Raw genomic sequence first — 22,532 nt, forward strand, 5'->3', positions numbered from 1 at the left:
TCAGGTTGCGTAGTCCGAGCCTTCGGCATCCAGAACGGCCTTGATCTCGCGCAGATGCGCCTCGGCCTGCCCCGGATAGTCATCCAGCTCTTGCGCGGTTTTTTCGGCGATCTCGTCCGACAGCACCCGCAACGGCCGGCCCGTCTGAAGGGCGCGGATATAGGTCTCGGCGGCGCGCTCAAAATAATAGAGCCTGTTGAAGGCATCTGCTGCGTCGCTGCCGATCACCAGCACACCGTGGTTGCCCATGATCATGACCTTCTTTTTCGGGTCCGAGAGCATCGTGGCACAGCGTTCACCCTCGCTTTCAAAGGCCAGACCGCCGAATTCCTCGTCGATGACATAGCGGTTGTAGAAGGTCGCGGTGTTCTGGTCGATCGGCGGCAGGGTGCTGTCGGCCAAGGAGGCCAGGACGGTGGCAAAGATCGAATGCACATGCATCACGCAGCGCGCGTGCGGGCATCTGCGGTGGATCGAGCCATGCAGCCCCCATGCGGTCGGGTCCGGCGCGCCGGGCTTGCGCATCGTGTCGGGATCGTTCGCATCCAGCAGCAGCAGGTCCGAAGCACGGATGCGCGCGAAATGCATCTGGTTCGGATTCATCAGGAACTGCGTGCCATCCTCGTTCACGGCAAGGCTGAAATGGTTGGCCACCCCTTCATGCATGTTCAACCGCTCGGTCCAACGGAAGGCGGCGGCCATGTCCACGCGCTCCTGCCAGTGGTCGATATTCGGTTTCAGACTGGTGACGCTCATCCCGCTTCTCCCTGTTGGCGCGGCTGGTTTCCTGATTTTCGAAAACCTGCATTCGCCTCACCTTTTTGACCAACGAAAAATTCGGCGGTTTTGCATTAGTCAAACTTATGGCAGAGTTATGCCATGAGAAACCCGCTCCCCCCTCTCGGCTGGCTGCGCACCTTCGAGGCCGCCGCCCGCCACCTGTCCTTCACCGGCGCGGCGCGCGATCTGAACATGACGCAAAGCGCCGTCAGCCAGCAGATCAAATCGCTCGAGGGCTATCTGGGCCAACCTCTGTTTCACCGCCGCCCCCGCGCACTGGAACTGACCGAGGCCGGAATCACCTATCTGCCGGTGGTGCGCGAGGCGTTCCGGACGCTGGTGCGCGGCACCCAGGCCGTGACCGGGCAGCAGGAAAACACCGTTCAGGTGCAGTGCAACATCACATTTTCGGTGAACTGGCTGGCGCCGCGCCTGCCCAGTTTCCGCGCGCTGCACCCCGATGTTCACCTGAACATCTTCACCGAGTTGTGGGAGCCGCGCGAGATGGCCGAGGGCGCGGCGGTCGAGATCCGCTACTCCCTGCGCCCGGCCGACACGGTCCGCACCGAGCTTTTGCGCAGTGATCACTACTACCCCGTCTGTGCCCCCGACTATCCGGTGACGCTGGAAACCCTGCAGCAGCAACCGCTGTATGATTGCTCAAACCTGCTGTCGAACTGGGCCAGCTGGGCCGAAGATTAGGGTCTAACTTGGGACAATCCGCCGATCACCTATGCCACGACCTATATGGTCGGCCTGTCCGTCGCGATGGCCGGGGGCGGGCTGTGTCTGGCCCATGACACGATCGCCAGACGCCTTCTGGACGAAGGCCGCCTGACCGCCCCCTTCGAGCATCGCGCACCGATGCCCGAGGCCTATTACCTGCTGCTGTCACCTCAAGCCGAGGAGACGCCAGGTGCCGTGGCCTTTGCCGATTGGATCCGGGCGGAAATCGCCGCCGAGCAACACCGCGCCTGACCTTCAGCCGTCCTTGGGGCGGCTGGCGACCCAGGCATAGCCGTTCTCGCACAGGATATAGGTCTCGCGCAGACCGTGGGGCTTGTCGGTCGGCTCCTGCAGGACGACCGCCCCAGCGGATTTGGCGAGCTCCGCCGCATCGTCCGGGTCGGTGTCATACCGACGAATCTCGATCCCGCCACCGCGCGGGGGCGTTTCGGGAACCAGCCCCAGCAGCGGGTTGGAATGATAGGTGCCATCCGAATGCAGCTGAAACACCTGATCGCCATAGGTGACGATGGCAAAATCCGCCGTCACCTGATAGGATTTCAATCCAAAAACAGTCTCTAAAAAGGCGCATTCCGCCGGGACGTCGCGCACCAGCAGGTTCAGCCCGATCCCGCGCAGGCTGCGGCCGAAACTGTCGGCATCCACGGTTTCGTAATCCATGCCCCCACCAGACCCCGCATCGCGACGCGGATCAAGCCTTTGCTGCCCTGCAATCGGTCGGATGACGGTTTCATGAAGGTGGCACGGCAGGGGTTGCACCTTCCGATGCATTCGGGAAAGTTGTGCCATGGAATACGCACCCTTCCCATCCTGGCCCGACGTCGCCCCCCGCCTGATCGCCGTTGCCGCCGGCCGCGAAGCCGCCGACTTGGTCATTCGCGGCGGGATCTGGATCAATGTCCACAGCCGCGAGGCGCTGCCCGATCACTCCATCGCCATCGCCGAAGGTCGCATCGCCTATGTCGGCCCCGACGCCAGCCATTGCATCGGCCCCGACACCCAGATCATCGAAGCCGATGGCCGCTACATGATCCCCGGCCTGTGCGACGCGCATATGCACATCGAATCCGGCATGCTGACCCCGGCCGAGTTCGCCCGCGCGGTGATCCCGCATGGCACCACGTCGATGTTAACCGACCCGCATGAGATCGCCAACGTGCTGGGGCTGGACGGCGTGCGGATGATGCATGACGAGGCGCTGATGCAGCCGGTCAACATCTTCACCCAGATGCCGTCCTGCGCGCCCTCGGCGCCCGGGCTGGAAACCACGGGCTACGAGATCACGCCCGAGGACGTGGCCGAGGCGATGACCTGGCCCGGCATCATCGGGCTGGGCGAGATGATGAACTTTCCCGGCGTGATCCACGCCGACCCCAAGATGCTGGCCGAAATCGCCGCCACCCAGCGCGCAGGCAAGACCGTCGGTGGGCACTATGCATCCCGTCATTTAGGGCCTGATTTTGCCGCCTATGTCGCCGGCGGCCCGGCGGATGACCACGAAGGCACCTGCGAGGCCGACGCCATTGCCCGCGTGCGGCAGGGGATGCGGTCGATGATGCGGCTGGGCTCGGCCTGGTATGACGTGGAAAGCCAGATCACCGCCGTCACCGAAAAGGGGCTGGACCCGCGCAACTTCATCCTGTGCACCGATGACTGCCATTCCGGCACGCTGGTGAACGAGGGCCACATGAACCGCGTCGTGCGCCATGCCATCGCCTGTGGCTGCGACCCTTTGATCGCGTTGCAGATGGCCACGATCAACACCGCCACCCATTTCGGGCTGGAACGCGAGATCGGCTCGATCACGCCGGGCCGCCGGGCGGACGTGATCCTTAGCTCGGACCTGACCGAACTGCCGATCGAGATGGTCATCGCGCGCGGGCAGGTGGTGGCCGTAAACGGCGCGATCACGGTGGATTGCCCGCACTACGACTGGCCCGACCGGGCGCGCAACACGGTGCATCTGGGCCATGCCCTGACCGCCGCCGATTTCGAGATCCCCGCACCCGAAGGCGCCAACCGCGTGCGCGCCAACGTAATCGGCGTGGTCGAGAACCAGGCCCCCACCCAGGCGCTGAAGGCCGAACTGCCGATCATCGGCGGGCTGGTCGAGGGCGAAGGCGATGTCTGCCAGATCGCGCTGGTCGAGCGGCACCGGGCCACGGGCGGCGTCACCAACGCCTTCGTGTCGGGCTTTGGCTATCAGGGCCGGATGGCCATGGCCTCGACCGTGGCGCATGACAGCCACCACATGATCGTGGTCGGCACCGACCGCGATCAGATGGCGCTGGCCGCCAATCGTCTGGCCGAGGTAGGCGGCGGCATCACCGTCTTCCGTGATGGCGAAGAGCTGGCGCTGGTCGAACTGCCCATCGCCGGCCTGATGTCCGACAGCCCGGCTGCGGACGTCGCGGCCAAGGCGCAGAAGATGGTCGAGGCGATGCAGGCCTGCGGCTGTCAGCTGAACAACGCTTACATGCAGCATTCGCTGTTGGCCCTTGTCGTCATCCCCGAGCTGCGGATATCCGATCTGGGGTTGGTGGATGTGCGGACATTCGAAAAAATTGACCTTCTGGAACCTCTCGCATGACAAAAACGATAACGCCCGAACCACGGGACCCCGAGATTTTCACCGATGCCGCCGCGGCCGTCGCCCGGCTGGAAGAGCTGTATAGCGAAGCCACAGCCTTTCTGTGCGACAGCTTCGCCAAGGCGATGGAAAGCGGCGCGCCAAAGGCCCGGTACCGGGCCTATTACCCGGAAATCCGCATCCGCACGACCTCATACGCGCATGTGGACAGCCGCCTGAGCTTTGGTCACGTGTCCGAGCCGGGGGTTCATGCCACCACGGTGACCCGGCCGGATCTGTTCCGGTCCTACCTCACGCAGCAGATCGCGCTGCTGATCAAGAACCACAACCAGCCGGTGACCATCGGCCCTTCGACCACACCGATGCCGGTGCATTTCGCCGTGGCCGGCAACCCCGATCTGGTGGTGCCGCATCAGGGAGCGGCCGGGTTCACCCTGCGCGACGTGTTCGACGTGCCCGATCTGACCACCACCAATGACGACATCGTCAACGGTGTGCACGCACCGCAGGATGGCGTCGGCCCGCTGGCCTTGTTCACCGCCCAGCGCATCGACTATTCTCTCGCCCGGCTGGCCCACTACACCGCCACCGACCCGGACCATTTCCAGAACCACGTTCTGTTCACCAACTATCAGTTCTACGTCTCGGAATTCGAGAACTACGCCCGCGCGCAACTGGCCGACCCGGACAGCGGCTATACCAGTTTCGTCTCGACCGGGAATGTCGAGATCACCGACCCCGACGCGCCGCTGGAACAGCCGCTGAAACTGCCGCAGATGCCGACCTATCACCTGAAACGCGCCGACGGGTCGGGGATCACGCTGGTCAATATCGGCGTCGGGCCATCCAACGCGAAAACCGCCACCGACCACATCGCGGTGCTGCGCCCGCATGCCTGGCTGATGGTCGGGCACTGTGCGGGGCTGCGCAACACGCAGGCCCTGGGGGATTTCGTGCTGGCCCATGCCTATCTGCGCGAAGACAAGGTGCTGGACGACGATCTGCCCGTCTGGGTGCCGATCCCGCCGCTGGCCGAAGTTCAGGTCGCGCTGGAACGCGCCGTGGCCGAGGTGACCGAACTGGAAGGCTATGAGCTGAAGCGGATCATGCGCACCGGCACGGTGGCCTCGGTCGACAACCGCAACTGGGAACTGCGCGACCAGTCCGGCCCGGTGCAGCGCCTCAGCCAGTCGCGCGCCATCGCGCTGGATATGGAAAGCGCCACGATCGCCGCCAACGGCTATCGGTTCCGCGTGCCTTATGGCACCTTGCTGTGCGTATCCGACAAGCCCCTGCATGGCGAATTGAAGTTGCCTGGCATGGCGTCCGAGTTCTATACGACCCAGGTCAGCCGCCATCTGGCGATCGGGATCCGGGCGATGGAACACCTGCGGGGCATGCCGCTGGAACGTCTGCACAGCCGGAAATTGCGCTCGTTCGACGAAACGGCCTTTCTCTGACGCAAAAAAGCAACGAAATCCCCATATTTTTTGGGGGTTCGGCGCTACTATTCGTTGTGTTCGCCCACAATATCCCGTTACAGTTACGCGGTGAGGCCCAATAGATCGGGCACGTTAAGGAGACCAAGAAATGGCAAAGCCTATGACGAAGACTCAGCTGGTTGCTGCTCTCGCTGAGGAAATGGGAACCGACAAGAAATCCGCGAACGCGGCGCTGGAAGCGATCACCAACCTGATCACCCGCGAAGTTTCGGCCGGTGGCGCCGTGACCCTGCCGGGCGTCGGCAAGATCTACTGCCGCGAGCGCCCCGAGCGTCAGGTGCGCAACCCGGCCACTGGTGAGACCTTCACCAAAGAGGCTGACAAGGTCGTGAAAATGACCATCGCCAAGGCCCTGAAGGACAGCGTCAACAGCTGATCCCGGGCCAGCATGGCACGAAACGGGGGCCGCGGTTTCGCGGCCCTTTTTCTATGCCGCACGCCGCCAACCGCCGGTTGCAGCCACAGAGAAAATCGGAAACAGTCGCCACAGCATTCACACGGGGCTTGTCATGGATCTGCGCGCCATCGCCATGGGGCTGGCCTTTGCCTTCATCTGGTCGTCGGCCTTTACCTCGGCGCGGATCATCGTCGCGGATGCCTCGCCGCTGTTTTCGCTGGCCGTCCGCTTTCTGATTTCCGGCCTCCTGGGTGTCGCCATCGCCGCAGCCATGGGCCAGAGCTGGCGCCTGACGCGGTCGCAATGGCATGCGACCATCCTGTTCGGACTCTGCCAGAATGCCTTGTATTTGGGTCTGAATTTCTATGCCATGCAAACGGTCGAGGCCTCGGTCGCGGCGATCATCGCCTCGACCATGCCTCTGCTGGTTGCGCTGGCCGGTTGGCTGCTGTTCGGGGAACGGTTGCGCCCGCTGGGTATCTTGGGCTTGCTGGCCGGGTTCGCTGGCGTGGCCCTGATCATGAGCAGCCGGATCAGCGCCGGGATCGACCTGTTCGGCGTCGCCCTCTGCGGGTTGGGCGCGCTGGCGCTGACCTTCGCCACGCTGGCCGTGCGCGGGGCGACCTCGGGCGGAAATTTCATGATGGTCGTCGGTCTGCAGATGTTTGTCGGCTCGGCGGTTCTGTTCGTCGCCGCCCCGATGTTCGAGACGATCTATGTCCGTCCAACCTGGCCGCTGGCGCTGGCCTTCACCTACACGACCCTGTTCCCCGGCCTGTTGGCCACGCTGATCTGGTTCCTGCTGCTCAACCGGATCGGACCGATCCGCGCGGCCACCTTCCATTTCCTCAACCCGGTGTTCGGGGTCACGATCGCCGCGATTCTGCTGGGTGAACGGTTGGGCGCAATGGACGCCGTCGGCGTTGCGGTGACCACGCTGGGCATTCTGGCCGTGCAGTTGTCACGCCAGCCGGTTCAGCGCAGCAGCGCCTCGACCTGACGGCGCAGCATGCGGGAATCCGGCCGGGTCGTCGAACCAAAGGTCGCCACGACCTCGCCATCGGGGCTCAGCAGGATCTTGTTGAAATTCCAGCCCGGCACAAACCCGGTCTCGGCGGCGACCGCCTTGTAGAACGGGTGCGCCTGCGGACCGGTGACGGGGGTGATGTCGGTCATGGGCAGGGTCAGGTCATAGTTCAGCTCGCAGAACTCCTTGACCTCGCTGGCGGTATCCAATTCCTGATTGAAGGAATCCGACGGAACCGCCAGAACCACCAAACCCTTGGGTCCATAGGTGTCCTGCAGCTTTTGCAGCCCGGCATATTGCCCGGTAAACCCGCATTGCGAGGCCGTGTTGACCACCAGAACCGGCTGGCCGCGCCAGTCCGACAGCGACAGCGTGCCGCCATCGATCGAAGGGAACTCTCCGGAGACGGGCGCGGCCTGCACCGTCCGGCCGATCAGCAAAAGGGCAGACAACAGAAGCATTCTGAACATGGCATGACCTCCTCTTTGATATTGATACGTGCGAAGCAGGGCAGCAGATCACCCGCACGATCGCGCGATCCGGGTGAAACAGGGCTTTGCTTTTGTCGCGGCGCGCCCCAATTATCTGACCAAAGACCACAACGCCGGAGGACCCATGCCCAAATATACCAAAGATCCGTCGGTTGTCGCCGCCCTCTCGCCCGAGGAATTCCACGTCACCCAGCGCAACGGGACCGAACGCCCCGGCACCGGCAAATACCTGCACAACACCGAACCCGGCATCTACGTGGATATCGTATCGGGCGAACCACTGTTCGCCTCGACCCACAAATACGAATCGGGCTGCGGCTGGCCCAGTTTCACCAAACCCATCGTGCATGACCACGTCACCGAGCTTGAGGACCGCTCGCTGGGGATGATCCGGACCGAGGTCCGCTCGAAACACGGCGACAGCCACCTGGGCCATGTGTTTCCCGATGGTCCGCTGGATCAGGGTGGGCTACGCTATTGCATCAACTCGGCCGCGCTGCGGTTCATCCATCGCGACGACATGGAGGCCGAGGGCTATGGCGAATACCTCGATCAAGTGGAGGACCCGAAATGACCGAACACCGCGCCGTTCTGGCCGGAGGCTGCTTCTGGGGCATGCAGGACCTGATCCGCAAGCTGCCCGGCGTTCTGCGCACCCGCGTCGGATATACCGGCGGTGACGTGCCCAACGCGACCTATCGCAACCACGGCACCCATGCCGAAGGGATCGAGATCTGGTTCGACCCTGCGCAGATCACATATCGCGATCTGCTCGAGTTCTTCTTCCAGATCCACGACCCGACCACCGTGAACCGCCAGGGCAATGACATCGGGATGAGCTATCGCTCGGCCATCTATTACTGCGACGAGACGCAGAAACAGATCGCGCTGGACACGATCGCCGATGTGGATGCCAGCGGGCTGTGGCCCGGCAAGGTCGTGACCGAAGTCGAACCCGTCGGCGATTTCTGGGAGGCCGAGCCCGAGCATCAAGACTATCTTCAGCGTATTCCCAACGGCTATACCTGCCACTTCCCGCGCCCGGACTGGGTTCTGCCCAAACGCAGCAGCGCTGCCGAATAAAGCTCAGCCGACGGCCACCCGCGGGCGGCCGCTGGCTTCGACGGTCAGCGTCGCCTCGACGAAGACATCCTTGCCTTCGATCCGGGCGGTGCGGATGTCGCGGTTGACGATCACGCGGATATCCTCGGCCCCGGCCGCGCGCACGGCGCTTTCGGTCTCGCGCCGCAGTTCGGCCTCCAGCAGGGCCAGCGCGGGTTCGGGTTCGGGGAAATCCTGCGGCCCGTCGTTCAGATGCACGCGGTACCGGCCTTCGGACGGAGCGGTCACCGTGCCCGCCCGCCGCATGGTCAACCGCCCCACGACGGCCCCGATCGCGTTGGCCACCCCGGCATGGTCGGGCAGCACCATCGTGCAGCGCAGACGCTCACCGACCGCCGGGTAATAGCTTGGCGCCGAGGCCCCCAGCCCGACCACATCCACGTTCAGCGTCGTATCCAACGCCAGCAGACCGCGATGCCCGCGCAAGCCCCGCCGGGTCAGCACATGGCGCGCCAGATCCTCGGGCGGCAGGCCGAACGCCTCGGCCTCTTCCGCAAAAGCAGTCTCTAACAAGGTCAAAACGGTCTGTTCGGTTAGCTGATCCACGATCATCCCGGCCAATTCATCGGCCGAGCCCGCGAGCCGGTCGCCCGACCCCACACGCCGACGCGCAATCAACTCCAGCGCCTTGCGCGCGGCATCGGCATCCCAATCGGACAGGCGCCCCAGAACGTGGCTGGCATCCGACGGCGTCACCCCCGAGACCTGAACGATCCCGCGATCCACCAGGCGGGTCAGAGCACCGTTTTCCATCCGCGTGCGCAACAGGGCGCTCAGCGGCAGAACCTTGCCTCCCAACCGCTCCAACAGCCCCGCCTCGCGCGGTCCCAGACCCTCGGCGTGGATGCCGGGCACGCGGCGGGCGAAACGGGTGTCGTGCTCGCCCACCGTTGTCGCGCGCAACTGCTCGTCCAGCGCGGCATGGACCACTTCGGGCGCCTGCGCCGCGATCAGCGACACCGGCAGCACCCGGCGCGGACCCAAGAAAACGCCGCCGCGCAGGCCTTCGGTCACCACATGCACCTGGCTGTCACCGCCCAGACCATGGGTGCGCATCGCCACCGCCTCGACCATGGTGCGGAACCCGCCGACCCGGGCGCCCGCCGGGTCGATCGCCGGTTTTCCGTCGCGGATCAGCGCCACATCGGTCGTCGTCCCTCCGATATCCGACACCAGCGCATCCTGAACTCCGGTCAGCCAGCGCGCCCCCACGATCGAGGCCGCCGGACCGCTGAGAATGGTTTCGATCGGCCGCTCCCGCGCCTGCTCGGCGCTCATCAGGGCTCCGTCCCCACGCACCACCATCATCGGAGCGTCAATGCCCAGATCGTGCAGAACATCCTGCGCCCGGCCGATCAGACGGTCGATCATCCCGATCAGACGTGCATTCAGCACCGCCGTCACCGCACGTTTCGGCCCGTTCAGCTTGGCCGACAACTGATGCGAGCAGGTCACCGGCGCGCTGGTCTTCTCGGTGATGATCCGCGCGACCTCAAGCTCGTGCGCGGGGTTGCGCGTGGCGAACTGGGCCGCGACCGCGAACCCGGAAATCCCGGACTGCCGGTCCAGAAATTCGCGCAACGCCCCTGTATCCAACGGCGCGGCCTCAGCCCCGGCATGGCTGTGCCCGCCCGCGATCACCAGCGCCGGGTCACCTTTCAGCGCATCGCGCAGCCCATGCCTGTCCAGATCGCCGTCCCGAAACCCGACATAGATCAACGCAACGCGCCCGCCCTGCCCTTCGACCAGCGCATTCGTGGCCAGCGTCGTCGACAGCGACGCCATCGAGATCTGGTCGGGTGCGACCTGCGCCTGGTCGAGCACCGCCCGGATCGCCCACCCGACGCCGATCGCCAGATCTTCGCGCGTGGTCAGGGACTTGGCCGAGGCGATCACCTCTTCCTCGTCCCGGATCAGCACCGCATCGGTATAGGTTCCACCGGTATCCACGCCCAAAGCCAACGCCATCGGGGTCTCCATCCTGTTCGCAGTCACGGGTGTAGCGGTTTGAACCGACGCGTCCAGCCTGTTTGCGGCATTCACGACAGTTGTTCGACCGCCCAGCGCGCCGCGTCCGCCACCGTAGGGTCGGGATCCTCGGTCAGCGCCTGCGCGACCGGAATCAACGCCGCCGACCCGGAATTGCCGATGGCATACAGAACGTTGCGCACGAACCGGTCGCGCCCGATCCGCTTGATCGGAGACCCCGAGAATCTGGCCCGGAACGCCGCATCGTCCAACCCGGCCAGTTCCGCCAGCGGCGGCGCCATCAGGTCTTGGCGCGCGGCATAGCGGATGTCGCTGGCCGCCACGGCGAACTTGTTCCACGGGCAGGCGGCCAGGCAATCATCACAGCCATAGATCCGGTTGCCCAGCTTGCTCCGCAACTCCTGATCCACCGGCCCCTTGTGCTCGATGGTCAGATAAGAAATGCAGCGCCGCGCATCCAGCTGATAGGGCGCCGGGAAGGCATCCGTGGGGCAGGCATCCAGACAGGCCCGACACGACCCGCAGTGATCCACTTCCGGCGGGTCCGTCGGCAGGTCCAGAGTGGTAAAAACAGACCCTAAAAAGGCCCAATTGCCCCACTCCCGGCTGACCAGATTGGTGTGTTTGCCCTGCCAGCCCAACCCGGCTGCGTGGCCCAAGGCCTTCTCCGGCACCGGCGCGGTATCGACGAACACCTTCACCTCGCCCCCCGCCTCGGCAATCAGCCACCGGGCCAGTCGCTTCAGCCGCTTCTTGACCAGATCATGGTAATCCCTGTTCTGCGCATAGACCGAGATCGCCCCGCGATCGGGTCGCCCCAGAACCTCGGTCGGATCATGATCCGGCGTGTAACTCTCGGCCAGCATGATGACCGAGCGCGCCTCGGGCCACAGCTCCGCCGGATCGCCCCGCCAATGGGTCCGCTCGGCCATCCAATCCATCTGCCCGTGATAACCCGCCGCCAGAAAGGTCTCCAACCGCGCGGGCACCTCCGGCACGTCCCAAGGTCGACAGATCCGGCACGACACGAACCCCTCGGCCCGGGCCTGCGCCACCAACCTGTCCTTCAATGCCGTCGCGCTGTTCATCTGGCCCAAAATATCCTCGGGGGTGAATTGGCCCAACGGGCCAAGAGGGGGCAGACAGCCCCCTGCCTCAACCTATCAGAAATCCAGGTCGGCGTAATGGGCGGGTGGGCGGAAGCCCGGCACCTGATCCGCCAGAATCGACCGGAAGGCCGGGCGCGACTTGATCTTGGCGTACCAGTCCTTGACCACCTGGCTGCGGTTCCAGTCCACGTCTGAAATATAGTCCAGCGCCGAAAGATGCGCCGCGGCTGCAAAATCGGCCAATGTCATCTGATCCCCCGCCAGCCAGCGCCGCTGATCCAGCAGCCAGGCCATGTAGTCCAGGTGGAACTTGATCGCCCGCGCGCCCTCCTTCACGTTCCGGCTGTCCGGATACCCCTGCCCGGTCATTTTCTTGTTCACCCGCTCGTACAACAGCTTCGACGTCACCTCATGGTGGAACTTGTCGTCGAACCAGCTGACCAGTCGGCGCACCTCGTACCGGGCTTCGGGTTTGCGGGGCATCAGGGCCGGTTCCGGGCGGGTCTCCTCGATATATTCACAAATCGCGCTGCTTTCCGTCATGATCCGCCCGTCCAGCCGCAGAACCGGAACCTTCCCGGCCGGGTTGCGGCGCAGGAAATCCGGGTCCTTCTCCCAGTATTTCTCGGTGACCAGCTCAACCTCGATCTTCTTTTCGGCCAGCGACAGACGGACCTTGCGGCAGAACGGGGAAAGGGGAACGTGAAACAAACGCGCCATGAGAGTCCATTCGATCCAGTGAATACCGCTCAGCAATAGCCGCTGAGCGGCAAGGGTTTCAATCCTCGAAACAATCGGCGCGGCCATCTGCGCGGATGGTGGCCGCCCCATCCAGAATCGCGGCGGCCCGCCGGCGGGTATAGACCGACGGGTCCGTCACCGATCGCGCGCGCGGCGCGGGCAGTATCGCGGCCAGGCGGGCGGCCTGCACCGGGCTCAGTTCGGCGGCACTCACGCCGAAATTGCGACGCGCCGCAGCCTCGACCCCGAACAGCCCCTCGCCGGTTTCGGCCACGTTCAGATAGACCTCGAGGATCCGTTTCTTGCTCCAGAAGATCTCGACCACCGGAGTCAGAGCGGTTTCCATCGCCTTGCGGACCCAGCTGCGCCCCTGCCACAGGAACACGTTTTTCACCACCTGCTGCGTGATGGTCGAGGCGCCGCGGTTGCCGCCATCCTCCAGCGCGTCTCGGATGGCGTTCACGTCGAACCCCCAGTGCCGGCAGAAATTGGCATCCTCGGCCGCCACGACCGCACGGGCCATGACCGGGGCAATTTCCTCGATCGGCACCCAGTCGCGCTCGACCTTGCCCAGCCGGCGCCATTCCGACCAGATCGTGTGGGTGATCGGCGGGTTCACCACCGAATAGATCAACACCAGCGCCAGAAATACGCAGGCAACCACAACTGCACCGCGCATCACCCATCGCCGGATTCGAGACAGGAACGTCTGCGTTTTTTTCGGCTGATTTGCCTGTTTCTTTTTACCGCTGGACTTGCGGGCTGCTTTCTTCGCCATGCCCCAGCTATACGCCGCGCGGGCAACAATTGAAAAGGCTTTGTCCGTAGATCGCAGGCCCGCCATTCTCAGCATGGATCAGCGCGCATCGATCCAACGACTGTTCCCGAAACAGTGTTCCCCGCGCGCCCTTGGCGCGCGGGGGATCTTGGCAGTATATGTCACTCGGCCGGAACCGCCGTCGCTTCGTGGCTGAGCGGATAGGCCAGCTTGTTCAACATTTCCTTCGGGCAGACCTGCAGGAAATTGGCCTTTTCCACATCCCAGTGCTGCAGGATGTCGGCGGCCTTGCGGCTGCCGGTCTCTGCGGCGTGGCGTTCGATCAGCGATTTCAGCTGCGCCTCCCAATGCTCGACCGTGACCGGGCAGGTCACCAGGGTTTCCATGTTCATCAGCAGCTGCGCCTTGCCTTCGGGGTCGTACAGATAGGCCATGCCGCCCGTCATCCCCGCGCCAAAGTTTGCACCGATGTCCCCCAGGATCACCGCAACCCCGCCGGTCATATATTCGCACCCGTTCGAGCCGCAGCCCTCGACTACCACGGTGGCACCCGAGTTGCGCACGGCGAACCGCTCACCCGCGCGGCCGGCCGCGAACAGGTACCCGTCGGTGGCCCCGTACAGGACCGTGTTGCCGATGATCGTGTTCTGATCGGCCTGCAGCGGGCTGACCTGCGGCGGGCGCACGACGATGGTGCCGCCCGAAAGGCCCTTGCCCACATAGTCGTTGGCATCGCCCGACACTTCCAGCTTGAGCCCCAGCGCGGCGAAGGCGCCCAGCGACTGACCGGCCGAGCCCTGCAGTTTCACATGCAGATGGTCCGGCTGGAACGTGTTGCGCATTCCGAAATTCTGCACGATGTGGCTGGACACGCGGGTGCCCACCGTCCGGTGCGTGTTCTGCACCGCATAAGACAGCTGCATCTTCTCGCCATCCTTCAGGAACCGCGCCGCGTCGCGCACGATTTCGGCATCCAGCGTGTCGGGCACCTCGTTGCGGGGCTTGTCACGGTCATAGACGATGTTTTGCGCGCCATCGACGGTGATCAGAAGCGGATTCAGGTCCAGATCGTCCAGATGCGCCGACCCGCGGCTGACCTGCGCCAGCAGATCCGCCCGGCCGATGATTTCGTCGACCGACCGCGCACCGATGCTGGCCAGAATCTCGCGCACTTCCTGCGCGTAGAAGGTGATCAGGTTCACCACCTTGTCGGCATTGCCGGTGAACTTGGCGCGCAGGGATTCGTCTTGCGTACAGACGCCCACCGGGCAGGTGTTCGACTGGCACTGACGCACCATGATGCAGCCCATCGCGATCAGGGCGGCGGTGCCGATGCCGTATTCCTCGGCCCCCATCATCGCGGCCATGACGATATCGCGCCCGGTACGCAACCCGCCATCGGTGCGCAGGGTCACCCGGTCGCGCAGGTTGTTCATCGCCAGAACCTGATGCGCCTCGGTCAGGCCCATCTCCCACGGCAGACCGGCATATTTGATGCTGGTCGCGGGCGATGCCCCGGTGCCGCCATTGTGGCCCGAGATCAGGATGATGTCGGCCTTGGCCTTGGCCACCCCGGCGGCGATCGTGCCCACGCCCGAGGACGCCACCAGTTTCACCGTCACCTTGCAGCGCGGGTTGATCTGTTTCAGGTCATAGATCAGCTGCGCCAGATCCTCGATCGAATAGATGTCGTGATGCGGCGGCGGCGAGATCAGCGTCACGCCCTTGGTCGAGTGACGCAGGCGCGCGATCAGGTCTGTAACCTTCATGCCGGGCAGCTGGCCGCCCTCGCCCGGTTTCGCACCCTGAGCCACCTTGATTTCCAGCTCTTCGCAGTGGTTGAGGTATTCGGCTGTCACGCCGAACCGTCCCGAGGCCACCTGCTTGATCTTGGCCGAGGGGTTGTCGCCATTCGGCTCGGGCACGAAATGCGCCGGGTCTTCGCCGCCCTCACCGCTGTCGGATTTCGCGCCGATCCGGTTCATCGCCACGTTCAGCGTCTTGTGCGCCTCGGGGCTGAGCGCGCCCAGCGACATGCCCGGCGTGACGAAGCGCTTGCGGATCGAGGTGATCGACTCGACCTCCTCGATCGGGATCGGCTTGCCCAGCGGTTTGAAATCCATCAGGTCGCGCAGATGGATCGGCGGGTTCGCCTGCATCTTGGCCGAATACTGCTTCCACAGCTCATAGGACGCCTTGTTGCAGGCCATCTGCATCATGTGCATCGTGGTCGCCTGCCAGGCGTGGGTCTCGCCCGTGGCGCGGGCCTTGTAGAACCCACCGATGGGCAGAACGTCCAGGCCGCTCTCCCAGCCTTTGGCATGGATTTCCTCGGCCTTGGCCTGAATGCCGGTGACGCCGATGCCCGAAATCCGGCTGGTCATGCCGGGGAAATACTCGGCCACCATGGCGCGGCTCAGGCCCACGGCCTCGAAATTCAAACCGCCGCGATAGGACGAGATCACCGAAATGCCCATCTTGGCCATGATCTTCAGCAGGCCCTGGTCGATGGCCTCGCGGTAACGCGCGACATTTTCGGTCAGGCTGCCTTCGAGCAAGCCGCGTTCGATCCGGTCCGCCAGCGAATCCTCGGCCAGATAGGCGTTGACCACGGTCGCACCACAGCCGATCAGTACTGCGAAATAATGCGGGTCGATGCATTCCGCCGAGCGTACGTTCAACGAACAGAAGGTCCGCAGGCCCTGACGGATCAAGTGCGAGTGAACCGCGCTGGTGGCCAGGATCATCGGCATCGCCACCTTGCCGGGGCCGGAATACTGGTCGGTCAGCACCAGATGCCCCGCGCCCGAACGCACGGCCTCCTCCGCCTCGGCGCGGATGCGCGCCAGCGCGGCGCTCAGCGCGCCGGTGCCGGGTTCGAAGGTACAGTCGATCTCGGCCAGCGGCGCGTCGAAATTCGCCACCAGTTCTTCCCACTGGGCGTTGCCGACAAAGGGGCTTTCCAGCACCACGATCTCGGTCTGGCTGCTGTCCTCATCCAACACGTTCTTGAGGTTGCCGAACCGCGTCTTCAGCGACATCACCCGGTATTCGCGCAGGCTGTCGATGGGCGGGTTGGTCACCTGGCTGAAATTCTGACGGAAGAAATGGCTGAGCGGGCGGTACTGTTTGGACAGAACCGCCGAAGGCGTGTCGTCGCCCATCGAGGCGATCGCCTCTTTGCCGTCCTCGGCCATCGGTGCAAGGATCTGCTCCAGTTCCTCGACCGTGTAACCCGCCGCGATCTGACGCTTGCGCAGCTCTTCACCGGTGAACAGCGGCTTTTCGGCGACCTTCGCCAGCTTTTCGTCCAGATCGTTGATCTTGCTGACCCATTCGCCGAACGGCAGGGCCGCGGCCAGCTTGTCCTTGATCTGCTTGTCGCGGTACAGCTTGCCCTTCTTCATGTCGACGGCCAGCATCTGGCCCGGACCCAGCGCGCCTTTTTCCACAACGCTGGCCTCGTCGATCGGGACCATGCCCGCCTCGGACCCGGCGATCACCAGCCCGTCGCCGGTGACCACATAGCGCATCGGGCGCAGGCCGTTGCGGTCCAGCCCGGCGCACACCCAGCGCCCGTCGGTCATGGCCAGCGCGGCGGGGCCGTCCCACGGCTCCATCACCGAGTTGCAGTAGGAATACATGTCGCGCCAGGCCTGCGGCAGTTCCACCGCCTGTTTCGACCAGCTTTCCGGCACCAGCATCGTCTTGGCCATCGGGGCCGAGCGGCCCGCGCGCACCAGAACCTCGAACACCGAATCCAGCGCCGCCGAATCCGACGATCCGCCGGCGATGATCGGTTTGATGTCTTCGGCATAGTCGCCAAAGGTCGCCGAGGCCATGCGGATCTCGTGGCTTTTCATCCAGTTGATGTTGCCCTTCAGCGTGTTGATCTCGCCATTGTGGGCCAGCATGCGGAACGGCTGCGCCAGCCACCATTGCGGGAAGGTGTTGGTGGAATAGCGCTGGTGATAGATCGCAAAGGCGGATTCAAAGCGCTCGTCCATCAGGTCGGGGTAGAACACGGCGACCTGCTCGGCCAGCATCATGCCCTTGTAGATGATCGACCGGCAGCTGAGCGAGGCCAGGTACAGCCCCGAAATCCCCGCGGCGGCGGCGGCTTTCTCGATCCGGCGGCGGATGACGTACAGCTCGCGCTCGAACGTGTCCTCGTCAACGCCCTTGGAATTCGAGATCAGGATCTGCTCGATCTCGGGCCGGGTCGCGTTGGCCTTTTCGCCCAGGCAGGTGACATCCACCGGCACATGGCGCCAGCCATAGATGTAGTAACCCATCCGCAGGACTTCGGTTTCCACGATGGTCCGGCAGCGCTCCTGCGCGCCGAAATCGGTGCGCGGCAGGAACACCTGCCCCACGGCAATCAGCTCGTCCATCTTGGGCTCGTGTCCGGTGCGGCGGATCTGGTCATAGAAGAAGGGGGCCGGAATCTGCACATGGATGCCCGCGCCGTCACCGGTCTTGCCGTCGGCATCCACCGCGCCGCGGTGCCAGATCGCCTTGAGCGCGTCGATCCCGGCCTCGACCACCTTGCGGCTTTTCTTGCCGTCGACCGAAACCACCAGGCCGACCCCGCACGAGGAATGCTCTTCCTGCTCGGAATACAGCCCATTTTCGGCCATCCACTTGCGTTTGGCTTCCTCGGCCCGGACCCAATCGGCATCATATTTCGTCATTGGCTGTCTCCTTCTTCCGACGGGGGGTACATGGCCATGACCTCGGCTTCGGTCATCTGGCGGCGTTCACCTGCGAACGCGTAACCCTCGGGCTTCTTGTCGATGTAAAGTTCAAGTTTGAGCGTGTTGCCGGCCGCGTTGTCGAACAGGCCGGCCGCGATTTGTGTCTGGCCGTGCATCTCGCCCGGCAGGGTGATCCGGTACCACAGGGCCGAGCCGCATTCTTCGCAGAAGGCGCGTTCGGCCCAGTCGGACGAGGTGAAGGTCTTGACCGGCCCCAGCGCCGCATAGCCCGGCTGGGCCGGAAAGGTGACCAGCGCGCTGCTGGTCCAGCGGCGGCACATGTCGCAATGGCAGGCGCCCAGCGCGTCGCGGGCGGGGGTCGCGGTCACGGTGACCGCGCCGCACATGCATTGGCCTTGCAATTCGGGCATCCTGTCCCTCCTGTCGCTGGGCTGCGGGATCACTCGGCCGCAAGCGCGGCCTTGCCGTTGAACCGGTCGATGATGGCCTGCGCGCAGTCGCGGCCGTCGCGGATCGCCCAGACCACCAGCGAGGCACCGCGCACGATGTCACCGATGGCATAGACGCCGTCCATCTCGGTCTCGCCGGTTTCGAACGCGGCCTTGATGGTGCCCCAGCGGGTCACGGGCAGGTCGGGCTGGCCGAACAGGGTGGGCAGGTCTTCGGGCTCGAAGCCCAGCGCCTTGATGACCAGATCGGCCTCTTCGACGTAATCCGCGCCTTCGATCACTTCGGGGGCCTGGCGGCCGGTGGCGTCGGGTTGGCCCAGGCGCATCTTCTGCACCATCACGCCGGTGACCCGCTCGTCGCCCACGAACCCCTTGGGCGCGCTGAGCCATTCGAAGATCACGCCCTCTTCCTCGGCGTTCTGGGTTTCGCGCTGCGAACCCGGCATGTTCGCCCGGTCGCGACGATACAGACATTTGACTGATGTCGCGCCCTGGCGGATTGCTGTCCGCACACAGTCCATCGCGGTATCGCCGCCACCGATCACGACCACCTTCTTGCCCTTGGCGTTCAGGCGGCCGCTGTCATATTCCGGCACCGTGTCGCCAAAGCTTTTGCGGTTCGAGGCGGTCAGATAGTCGATCGCCTTTTCGATGCCGGGCAGTCCGCTGCCGGGCATGGACAGATCCCGCGACTTGTAGACGCCCGTTGCAATGATCACGGCGTCATGTTTGGCGCGGATCTCGGCGAACTTTGCCGCATCCACGTTGCAGTTCAACTCGAAGGTCACGCCACCCTCGGCCAACAGCTCGTTGCGGCGTTGAACCACGTCCTTTTCCAGCTTGAAGCCCGGAATGCCGTACATCAGCAACCCGCCCGCGCGGTCATAGCGGTCATAGACCGTGACCTGGATTCCGGCCCGGCGCAGCATGTCCGCTGCCGCCAGGCCGCCGGGGCCGCCGCCGATGATGCCCACGCTTTCGGGGCGCTCGGCGGTTGGAGCGACAGGTTTGACCCAGCCTTCCTCCCACGCGGTGTCGGTGATGTATTTTTCGATCGCGCCGATGGTCACGGTACCATGGCCCGACTGCTCGATGACGCAATTGCCTTCGCACAGGCGGTCCTGCGGGCAGATGCGGCCGCAGATCTCGGGGAAGGTGTTGGTGGCCTGGCTGGTCCGATAGGCCTCTTCCAGCCGCCCCGTTGCGGTCAGGCGCAGCCAGTCGGGGATGTTGTTGTGCAACGGGCAGTGCGACTGACAGTACGGCACACCACACTGGCTGCACCGGCTGGCTTGCTCGGCGGCCTTTTCCGCGGCGAACTCGGCGTAGATCTCGTGGAAGTCATCCTTGCGGTCATCGGCGGCACGCTTTGGAGGCATGTCACGATCGATCTGCACGAATTTCAGCATCGGTTGCTTGGCCACGGTCAGACTCCATGAATTGGCTAGGTCGGATTTCTTTAGGCGACAGCTTTCCGAATGAAAAGTCAGCCATACTGACCTAAATAGGAAAAAATTCTGAAAACGTGACGTGGGCGCCAAGATTTTCTTGCTTTTTACGTCCGATACGGACCTATATCAGCGCTTTCCTTTTCATCATGCCAGTTATACACCCATTGCAGACAAAGAAAACGTGACAGTGGGCAGGCGTGCGGATGAGTCTTTTTCAGCTGATTCTAGTGGCGATCATCCAAGGTATCACCGAGTTTCTGCCGATCTCGTCCTCGGGTCACCTGATCTTGCTGCCCAGCCTCACCGGGATGGACGATCAGGGCCTGGCCATTGACGTGGCGGTGCATGTGGGCACCCTGGGCGCGGTGGTTCTGTATTTCCGGAGCGACGTGAGGCTGGCCCTTTCCGGCCTACCCCGCGCGCTGTGCGGTCGGTTCGACACCCCGCAATCACGATTGGCCCTGGCCCTGATCGTGGCCACCATCCCGACCGTGATCGTCGGTGCGATCCTGCACCTGAGCGGCCTCAGCAGCGCGATGCGGTCCGTGGCGGTGATCGGGTGGACGATGCTGGGTTTCGGGCTGCTGCTGTACTGGATGGACCAGAAAGCCCCCCAGACCAAAGAGACCGGCGACTGGGGCCTGCGCGACGCGGTGATCCTGGGCTTGTGGCAGGTTCTGGCGCTTGTGCCCGGCACGTCGCGGTCGGGGATATGCATCACCGGCGCGCGGCACCTGGGCTATACCCGCGAGGCCGGCTCGCGCATCGCGATGCTGATGTCGATTCCGACGATCATGGCGTCGGGCGCGCTGCTGTCGCTGGACGTGATCGGGCAGGCCGATGCCCAACTGGCCAAGGACAGCGCCATCGCGGCCGTGTTCGCCTTTGTCTCGGCCCTGCTGGCGCTGAGCCTGATGATGCGGCTGCTGCGCAGCGTCAGCTTCACGCCCTATGTGATCTATCGCGTGATCCTGGGCGTGGTTCTGCTGAGCATCGCCTACGGCTGATCAGACCCGCAGGTTCCGGGCCGAATTCTTGATCTCGTCGTACTGTCCCGACGGGCGAAACTTCCACAGGTATTCCGGCAGCACCGATTCGAGCGTGGCCGGCTCGATCCCCAGATCGGCGAAACCTTTCGCCCCCTCGGACACGACGTTGTCGCGGCGCAGGTTCTTCAACTGGTCGCGGGTCAGGATGTTGTTCGGGAACAGCTGGAAGCTGACGAATTTCACGATGTCCAGAACCCCGGCCATGATCCGGCCCACCCAGAACGGCAGGCCGATGATGATGCGGCGGCGGTGGATCACCCCAAGCATCTGCTGCATCAGCTCGCGGAAGGTTTTGACTTCGGGACCGCCCAGCTCGTAGATCCCCGGCTCGGCCTGCCCCAACACGCCCTTGACCGCGGCCTGCGCCACGTCATCCACATAGACCGGCTGGAACCGGGTGTCGGCACCGAAGATCGGCAGAAACGGCGACATCCGGGTCATTGCCGCGAACCGGTTGAAGAACTGATCCTCGGTCCCGAAGATCACCGACGGCCGCAGGATGACGGCCTCGGGCATATGGGCCAGAACGCCGGCCTCGCCCTGCGCCTTGGTGCGCGCGTATTCGCTGTCGGACTCGGGGTCCGCGCCGATGGCCGAGATATGCACCATCCGTTTGATTCCCTGCTGCGCGGCCAGACGCGCGATCCGCTCGGCCCCTTCGGCCTGCACCGCCTCAAAACCGTTATTGCCCAGCTCGTTCAGGACACCGACGCAGTTCACCACCGCATCCGCGCCTCGCATCGCATTTGCCACCGAGGCGTCATCGCGGATGTTGCACAGGATCGGCTCGACCTGCCCCACGACGCCATAGGTCTTGACGAAGATGGCCTCGTTCGGGCGCCGAACCGCGACGCGGACGCGCCACCCCTCATTCGCCATGCGCCGCGCGACGTAGCGACCGACGAATCCCGATCCACCGAAAATCGTGACCAGTTTGGACATGACAGGGCTCCTGCTGTGTGGGTCTTGGTGTGATCTACCGTCCGCAAGCGCCGCAAACAAGGCGCAATAACGCCGCGCAAGCGACGAAAACCCCGCAATTGGCCCTTGGATCCCAACCCGATTTCGGCGGCGGCAAAAAAACTTTCAAAAATCTGTTCGAATCCTGTTGACGCCCCCCGCGACTAGGCTTAAACGCCCCCTCACGACACCTGCCCAGGTGGCGGAATTGGTAGACGCGCTAGCTTCAGGTGCTAGTGTCCGTATGGACGTGGAGGTTCGAGTCCTCTCCTGGGCACCATAGCATCCGCTAAACTAGTGTTTTGCCTCAGCTTTATCTCAGGATGGAGCTACCGTAGAACATGGCGGAGAACAAAACTGCACCTCACTCATTTGTCAAAGACGGCATCTACTACTTCGTAAGACGCGTCCCCAAGGACCTGCAGCATCACACTACACATCAGCAAAAATCTCATTCTCGCTTCGCACGAGATCAGCATCTGTCGCTACCTCTCGCGCACTCAGAGCGGCGCAACGGCTCGATGAACACTGGTATTTAGAGGTGGTTCGGTTCGTTTGAACAGTTTCGAGCCGTTTTGTAGGTGGATTTCCCGCTCGGTTATGCCGCGACCGGGATTGGTCGCGACGGGTTG

At 64.0% G+C, this 22,532-nt stretch carries 19 protein-coding genes, 1 tRNA gene and 2 pseudogenes; 11 read left to right on the forward strand and 11 right to left on the reverse strand.

Translation table 11 applies throughout. From position 1 onward, the window contains the following. Window positions 1-756 carry a class II aldolase and adducin N-terminal domain-containing protein gene (locus F3H26_RS16830; RefSeq protein WP_149777151.1) on the reverse strand — a complete coding sequence of 252 codons (756 nt, stop codon included), beginning with the start codon at window positions 754-756 and terminating at the stop codon, window positions 1-3. Window positions 757-879: 123 nt separating this feature from the next. Here F3H26_RS16830 and F3H26_RS16835 point away from each other — a divergent pair. After that, window positions 880-1,758: pseudogene (locus F3H26_RS16835) on the forward strand (LysR substrate-binding domain-containing protein). Between the two features lie 3 nt (window positions 1,759-1,761). Here the strand turns inward: F3H26_RS16835 and F3H26_RS16840 are convergent. Next, complete coding sequence (locus F3H26_RS16840; RefSeq protein ID WP_149777152.1) at window positions 1,762-2,187, reverse strand: VOC family protein; 426 nt, start codon at window positions 2,185-2,187, stop codon at window positions 1,762-1,764. A 127-nt stretch (window positions 2,188-2,314) separates the two neighbouring features. Here F3H26_RS16840 and ade point away from each other — a divergent pair, with 127 nt between their 5' ends. The 4 genes from ade (at window position 2,315) to F3H26_RS16860 (ending at window position 7,016) form a co-directional block, all read left to right on the forward strand. Next, the gene (gene ade, locus F3H26_RS16845; protein ID WP_149777153.1) at window positions 2,315-4,117 is read left to right on the forward strand and encodes an adenine deaminase; all 1,803 of its coding nucleotides are present in this window, start codon (window positions 2,315-2,317) and stop codon (window positions 4,115-4,117) included. Then, window positions 4,114-5,577 (forward strand): AMP nucleosidase, encoded by a 1,464-nt coding sequence (locus tag F3H26_RS16850; RefSeq protein WP_149777154.1) that lies wholly within the window; start codon window positions 4,114-4,116, stop codon window positions 5,575-5,577. The genes ade and F3H26_RS16850 overlap by 4 nt, the downstream gene beginning before the upstream one ends. 130 nt (window positions 5,578-5,707) lie before the next feature. After that, on the forward strand, window positions 5,708-5,995 hold the full coding sequence (locus F3H26_RS16855; protein WP_005979685.1) for an HU family DNA-binding protein: 288 nt from the start codon (window positions 5,708-5,710) through the stop codon (window positions 5,993-5,995). 133 nt (window positions 5,996-6,128) lie between these two features. Continuing rightward, window positions 6,129-7,016 (forward strand): DMT family transporter, encoded by an 888-nt coding sequence (locus F3H26_RS16860; RefSeq protein WP_149777155.1) that lies wholly within the window; start codon window positions 6,129-6,131, stop codon window positions 7,014-7,016. Here the strand turns inward: F3H26_RS16860 and F3H26_RS16865 are convergent. Further along, the gene (locus F3H26_RS16865) at window positions 6,992-7,513 is read right to left on the reverse strand and encodes a glutathione peroxidase (protein ID WP_149777156.1); all 522 of its coding nucleotides are present in this window, start codon (window positions 7,511-7,513) and stop codon (window positions 6,992-6,994) included. The two genes, F3H26_RS16860 and F3H26_RS16865, sit on opposite strands and share 25 nt — an antisense overlap. Window positions 7,514-7,658: 145 nt before the next feature. On the opposite strand from F3H26_RS16865, the gene msrB reads away from it, so the two are divergent. Further along, window positions 7,659-8,108 carry a peptide-methionine (R)-S-oxide reductase MsrB gene (gene msrB, locus F3H26_RS16870; protein ID WP_149777157.1) on the forward strand — a complete coding sequence of 150 codons (450 nt, stop codon included), beginning with the start codon at window positions 7,659-7,661 and terminating at the stop codon, window positions 8,106-8,108. After that, complete coding sequence (gene msrA / locus F3H26_RS16875) at window positions 8,105-8,617, forward strand: peptide-methionine (S)-S-oxide reductase MsrA (RefSeq protein ID WP_149777158.1); 513 nt, start codon at window positions 8,105-8,107, stop codon at window positions 8,615-8,617. Before msrB ends, msrA begins: the two co-directional genes overlap by 4 nt. A gap of 3 nt (window positions 8,618-8,620) precedes the next feature. Here msrA and F3H26_RS16880 read toward each other — a convergent pair whose 3' ends face one another. The 7 genes from F3H26_RS16880 to F3H26_RS16910 form a co-directional block, all read right to left on the reverse strand. Further along, window positions 8,621-10,624 (reverse strand): hydantoinase/oxoprolinase family protein, encoded by a 2,004-nt coding sequence (locus tag F3H26_RS16880; RefSeq protein WP_149777159.1) that lies wholly within the window; start codon window positions 10,622-10,624, stop codon window positions 8,621-8,623. A 71-nt stretch (window positions 10,625-10,695) separates the two neighbouring features. Next, window positions 10,696-11,733 carry a tRNA epoxyqueuosine(34) reductase QueG gene (gene queG / locus F3H26_RS16885; protein ID WP_149777160.1) on the reverse strand — a complete coding sequence of 346 codons (1,038 nt, stop codon included), beginning with the start codon at window positions 11,731-11,733 and terminating at the stop codon, window positions 10,696-10,698. A 75-nt stretch (window positions 11,734-11,808) separates the two neighbouring features. Next, window positions 11,809-12,474: an FtsZ-binding protein FzlA gene (gene fzlA / locus F3H26_RS16890; RefSeq protein ID WP_149777161.1), complete on the reverse strand. Its 666-nt coding sequence runs from the start codon at window positions 12,472-12,474 to the stop codon at window positions 11,809-11,811. A 58-nt stretch (window positions 12,475-12,532) separates the two neighbouring features. Continuing rightward, on the reverse strand, window positions 12,533-13,273 hold the full coding sequence (gene mtgA, locus F3H26_RS16895) for a monofunctional biosynthetic peptidoglycan transglycosylase (RefSeq protein WP_149777162.1): 741 nt from the start codon (window positions 13,271-13,273) through the stop codon (window positions 12,533-12,535). Window positions 13,274-13,434: 161 nt separating this feature from the next. Further along, entirely contained in the window at window positions 13,435-17,967 is a 4,533-nt protein-coding gene (gene gltB / locus F3H26_RS16900) for a glutamate synthase large subunit (RefSeq protein ID WP_149777163.1), read from the reverse strand. Then, window positions 17,964-18,401, reverse strand: a complete 438-nt coding sequence (locus F3H26_RS16905; RefSeq protein ID WP_149777164.1) for a GFA family protein — start codon at window positions 18,399-18,401, stop codon at window positions 17,964-17,966. The genes gltB and F3H26_RS16905 overlap by 4 nt, the downstream gene beginning before the upstream one ends. 29 nt (window positions 18,402-18,430) lie before the next feature. Next, the gene (locus F3H26_RS16910) at window positions 18,431-19,864 is read right to left on the reverse strand and encodes an NAD(P)-dependent oxidoreductase (protein ID WP_149777165.1); all 1,434 of its coding nucleotides are present in this window, start codon (window positions 19,862-19,864) and stop codon (window positions 18,431-18,433) included. Window positions 19,865-20,094: 230 nt separating this feature from the next. Between F3H26_RS16910 and F3H26_RS16915 the strand changes: the two genes are divergently transcribed. Next, complete coding sequence (locus F3H26_RS16915) at window positions 20,095-20,898, forward strand: undecaprenyl-diphosphate phosphatase (RefSeq protein ID WP_149777166.1); 804 nt, start codon at window positions 20,095-20,097, stop codon at window positions 20,896-20,898. On the opposite strand, the gene F3H26_RS16920 is transcribed toward F3H26_RS16915, so the two are convergent. After that, the gene (locus tag F3H26_RS16920) at window positions 20,899-21,882 is read right to left on the reverse strand and encodes a complex I NDUFA9 subunit family protein (protein WP_149777167.1); all 984 of its coding nucleotides are present in this window, start codon (window positions 21,880-21,882) and stop codon (window positions 20,899-20,901) included. Window positions 21,883-22,093: 211 nt separating this feature from the next. Between F3H26_RS16920 and F3H26_RS16925 the strand changes: the two genes are divergently transcribed. The 3 genes and pseudogenes from F3H26_RS16925 (at window position 22,094) to F3H26_RS20060 (ending at window position 22,459) form a co-directional block, all read left to right on the forward strand. Next, window positions 22,094-22,180, forward strand: a tRNA-Leu gene (locus F3H26_RS16925). A gap of 61 nt (window positions 22,181-22,241) precedes the next feature. Then, a pseudogene (locus F3H26_RS20055) lies at window positions 22,242-22,298 on the forward strand (hypothetical protein); the annotation flags it as partial. Window positions 22,299-22,348: 50 nt separating this feature from the next. After that, window positions 22,349-22,459: a DUF6538 domain-containing protein gene (locus F3H26_RS20060; protein WP_394349784.1), complete on the forward strand. Its 111-nt coding sequence runs from the start codon at window positions 22,349-22,351 to the stop codon at window positions 22,457-22,459. Window positions 22,460-22,532: the final 73 nt, after the last annotated feature.

Source organism: Ruegeria intermedia, from assembly GCF_900129345.1.
In the GTDB taxonomy this organism is placed as follows: domain Bacteria; phylum Pseudomonadota; class Alphaproteobacteria; order Rhodobacterales; family Rhodobacteraceae; genus Ruegeria; species Ruegeria intermedia.

What these genes read in the sequence shown, in the direction of transcription:
- msrB (WP_149777157.1), top strand. Translation starts at nt 7,659, where the DNA reads ATGCCCAAATATACCAAAGATCCGTCGGTTGTCGCCGCCCTCTCGCCC.
- F3H26_RS16830 (WP_149777151.1), bottom strand. Translation starts at nt 756, where the DNA reads ATGAGCGTCACCAGTCTGAAACCGAATATCGACCACTGGCAGGAGCGC.
- F3H26_RS16880 (WP_149777159.1), bottom strand. Translation starts at nt 10,624, where the DNA reads ATGGCGTTGGCTTTGGGCGTGGATACCGGTGGAACCTATACCGATGCG.
- queG (WP_149777160.1), bottom strand. Translation starts at nt 11,733, where the DNA reads ATGAACAGCGCGACGGCATTGAAGGACAGGTTGGTGGCGCAGGCCCGG.
- F3H26_RS16855 (WP_005979685.1), top strand. Translation starts at nt 5,708, where the DNA reads ATGGCAAAGCCTATGACGAAGACTCAGCTGGTTGCTGCTCTCGCTGAG.
- F3H26_RS16905 (WP_149777164.1), bottom strand. Translation starts at nt 18,401, where the DNA reads ATGCCCGAATTGCAAGGCCAATGCATGTGCGGCGCGGTCACCGTGACC.
- F3H26_RS16920 (WP_149777167.1), bottom strand. Translation starts at nt 21,882, where the DNA reads ATGTCCAAACTGGTCACGATTTTCGGTGGATCGGGATTCGTCGGTCGC.
- F3H26_RS16850 (WP_149777154.1), top strand. Translation starts at nt 4,114, where the DNA reads ATGACAAAAACGATAACGCCCGAACCACGGGACCCCGAGATTTTCACC.
- gltB (WP_149777163.1), bottom strand. Translation starts at nt 17,967, where the DNA reads ATGACGAAATATGATGCCGATTGGGTCCGGGCCGAGGAAGCCAAACGC.
- F3H26_RS16865 (WP_149777156.1), bottom strand. Translation starts at nt 7,513, where the DNA reads ATGTTCAGAATGCTTCTGTTGTCTGCCCTTTTGCTGATCGGCCGGACG.
- fzlA (WP_149777161.1), bottom strand. Translation starts at nt 12,474, where the DNA reads ATGGCGCGTTTGTTTCACGTTCCCCTTTCCCCGTTCTGCCGCAAGGTC.
- mtgA (WP_149777162.1), bottom strand. Translation starts at nt 13,273, where the DNA reads ATGGCGAAGAAAGCAGCCCGCAAGTCCAGCGGTAAAAAGAAACAGGCA.
- msrA (WP_149777158.1), top strand. Translation starts at nt 8,105, where the DNA reads ATGACCGAACACCGCGCCGTTCTGGCCGGAGGCTGCTTCTGGGGCATG.
- F3H26_RS16860 (WP_149777155.1), top strand. Translation starts at nt 6,129, where the DNA reads ATGGATCTGCGCGCCATCGCCATGGGGCTGGCCTTTGCCTTCATCTGG.
- ade (WP_149777153.1), top strand. Translation starts at nt 2,315, where the DNA reads ATGGAATACGCACCCTTCCCATCCTGGCCCGACGTCGCCCCCCGCCTG.
- F3H26_RS16915 (WP_149777166.1), top strand. Translation starts at nt 20,095, where the DNA reads ATGAGTCTTTTTCAGCTGATTCTAGTGGCGATCATCCAAGGTATCACC.
- F3H26_RS16840 (WP_149777152.1), bottom strand. Translation starts at nt 2,187, where the DNA reads ATGGATTACGAAACCGTGGATGCCGACAGTTTCGGCCGCAGCCTGCGC.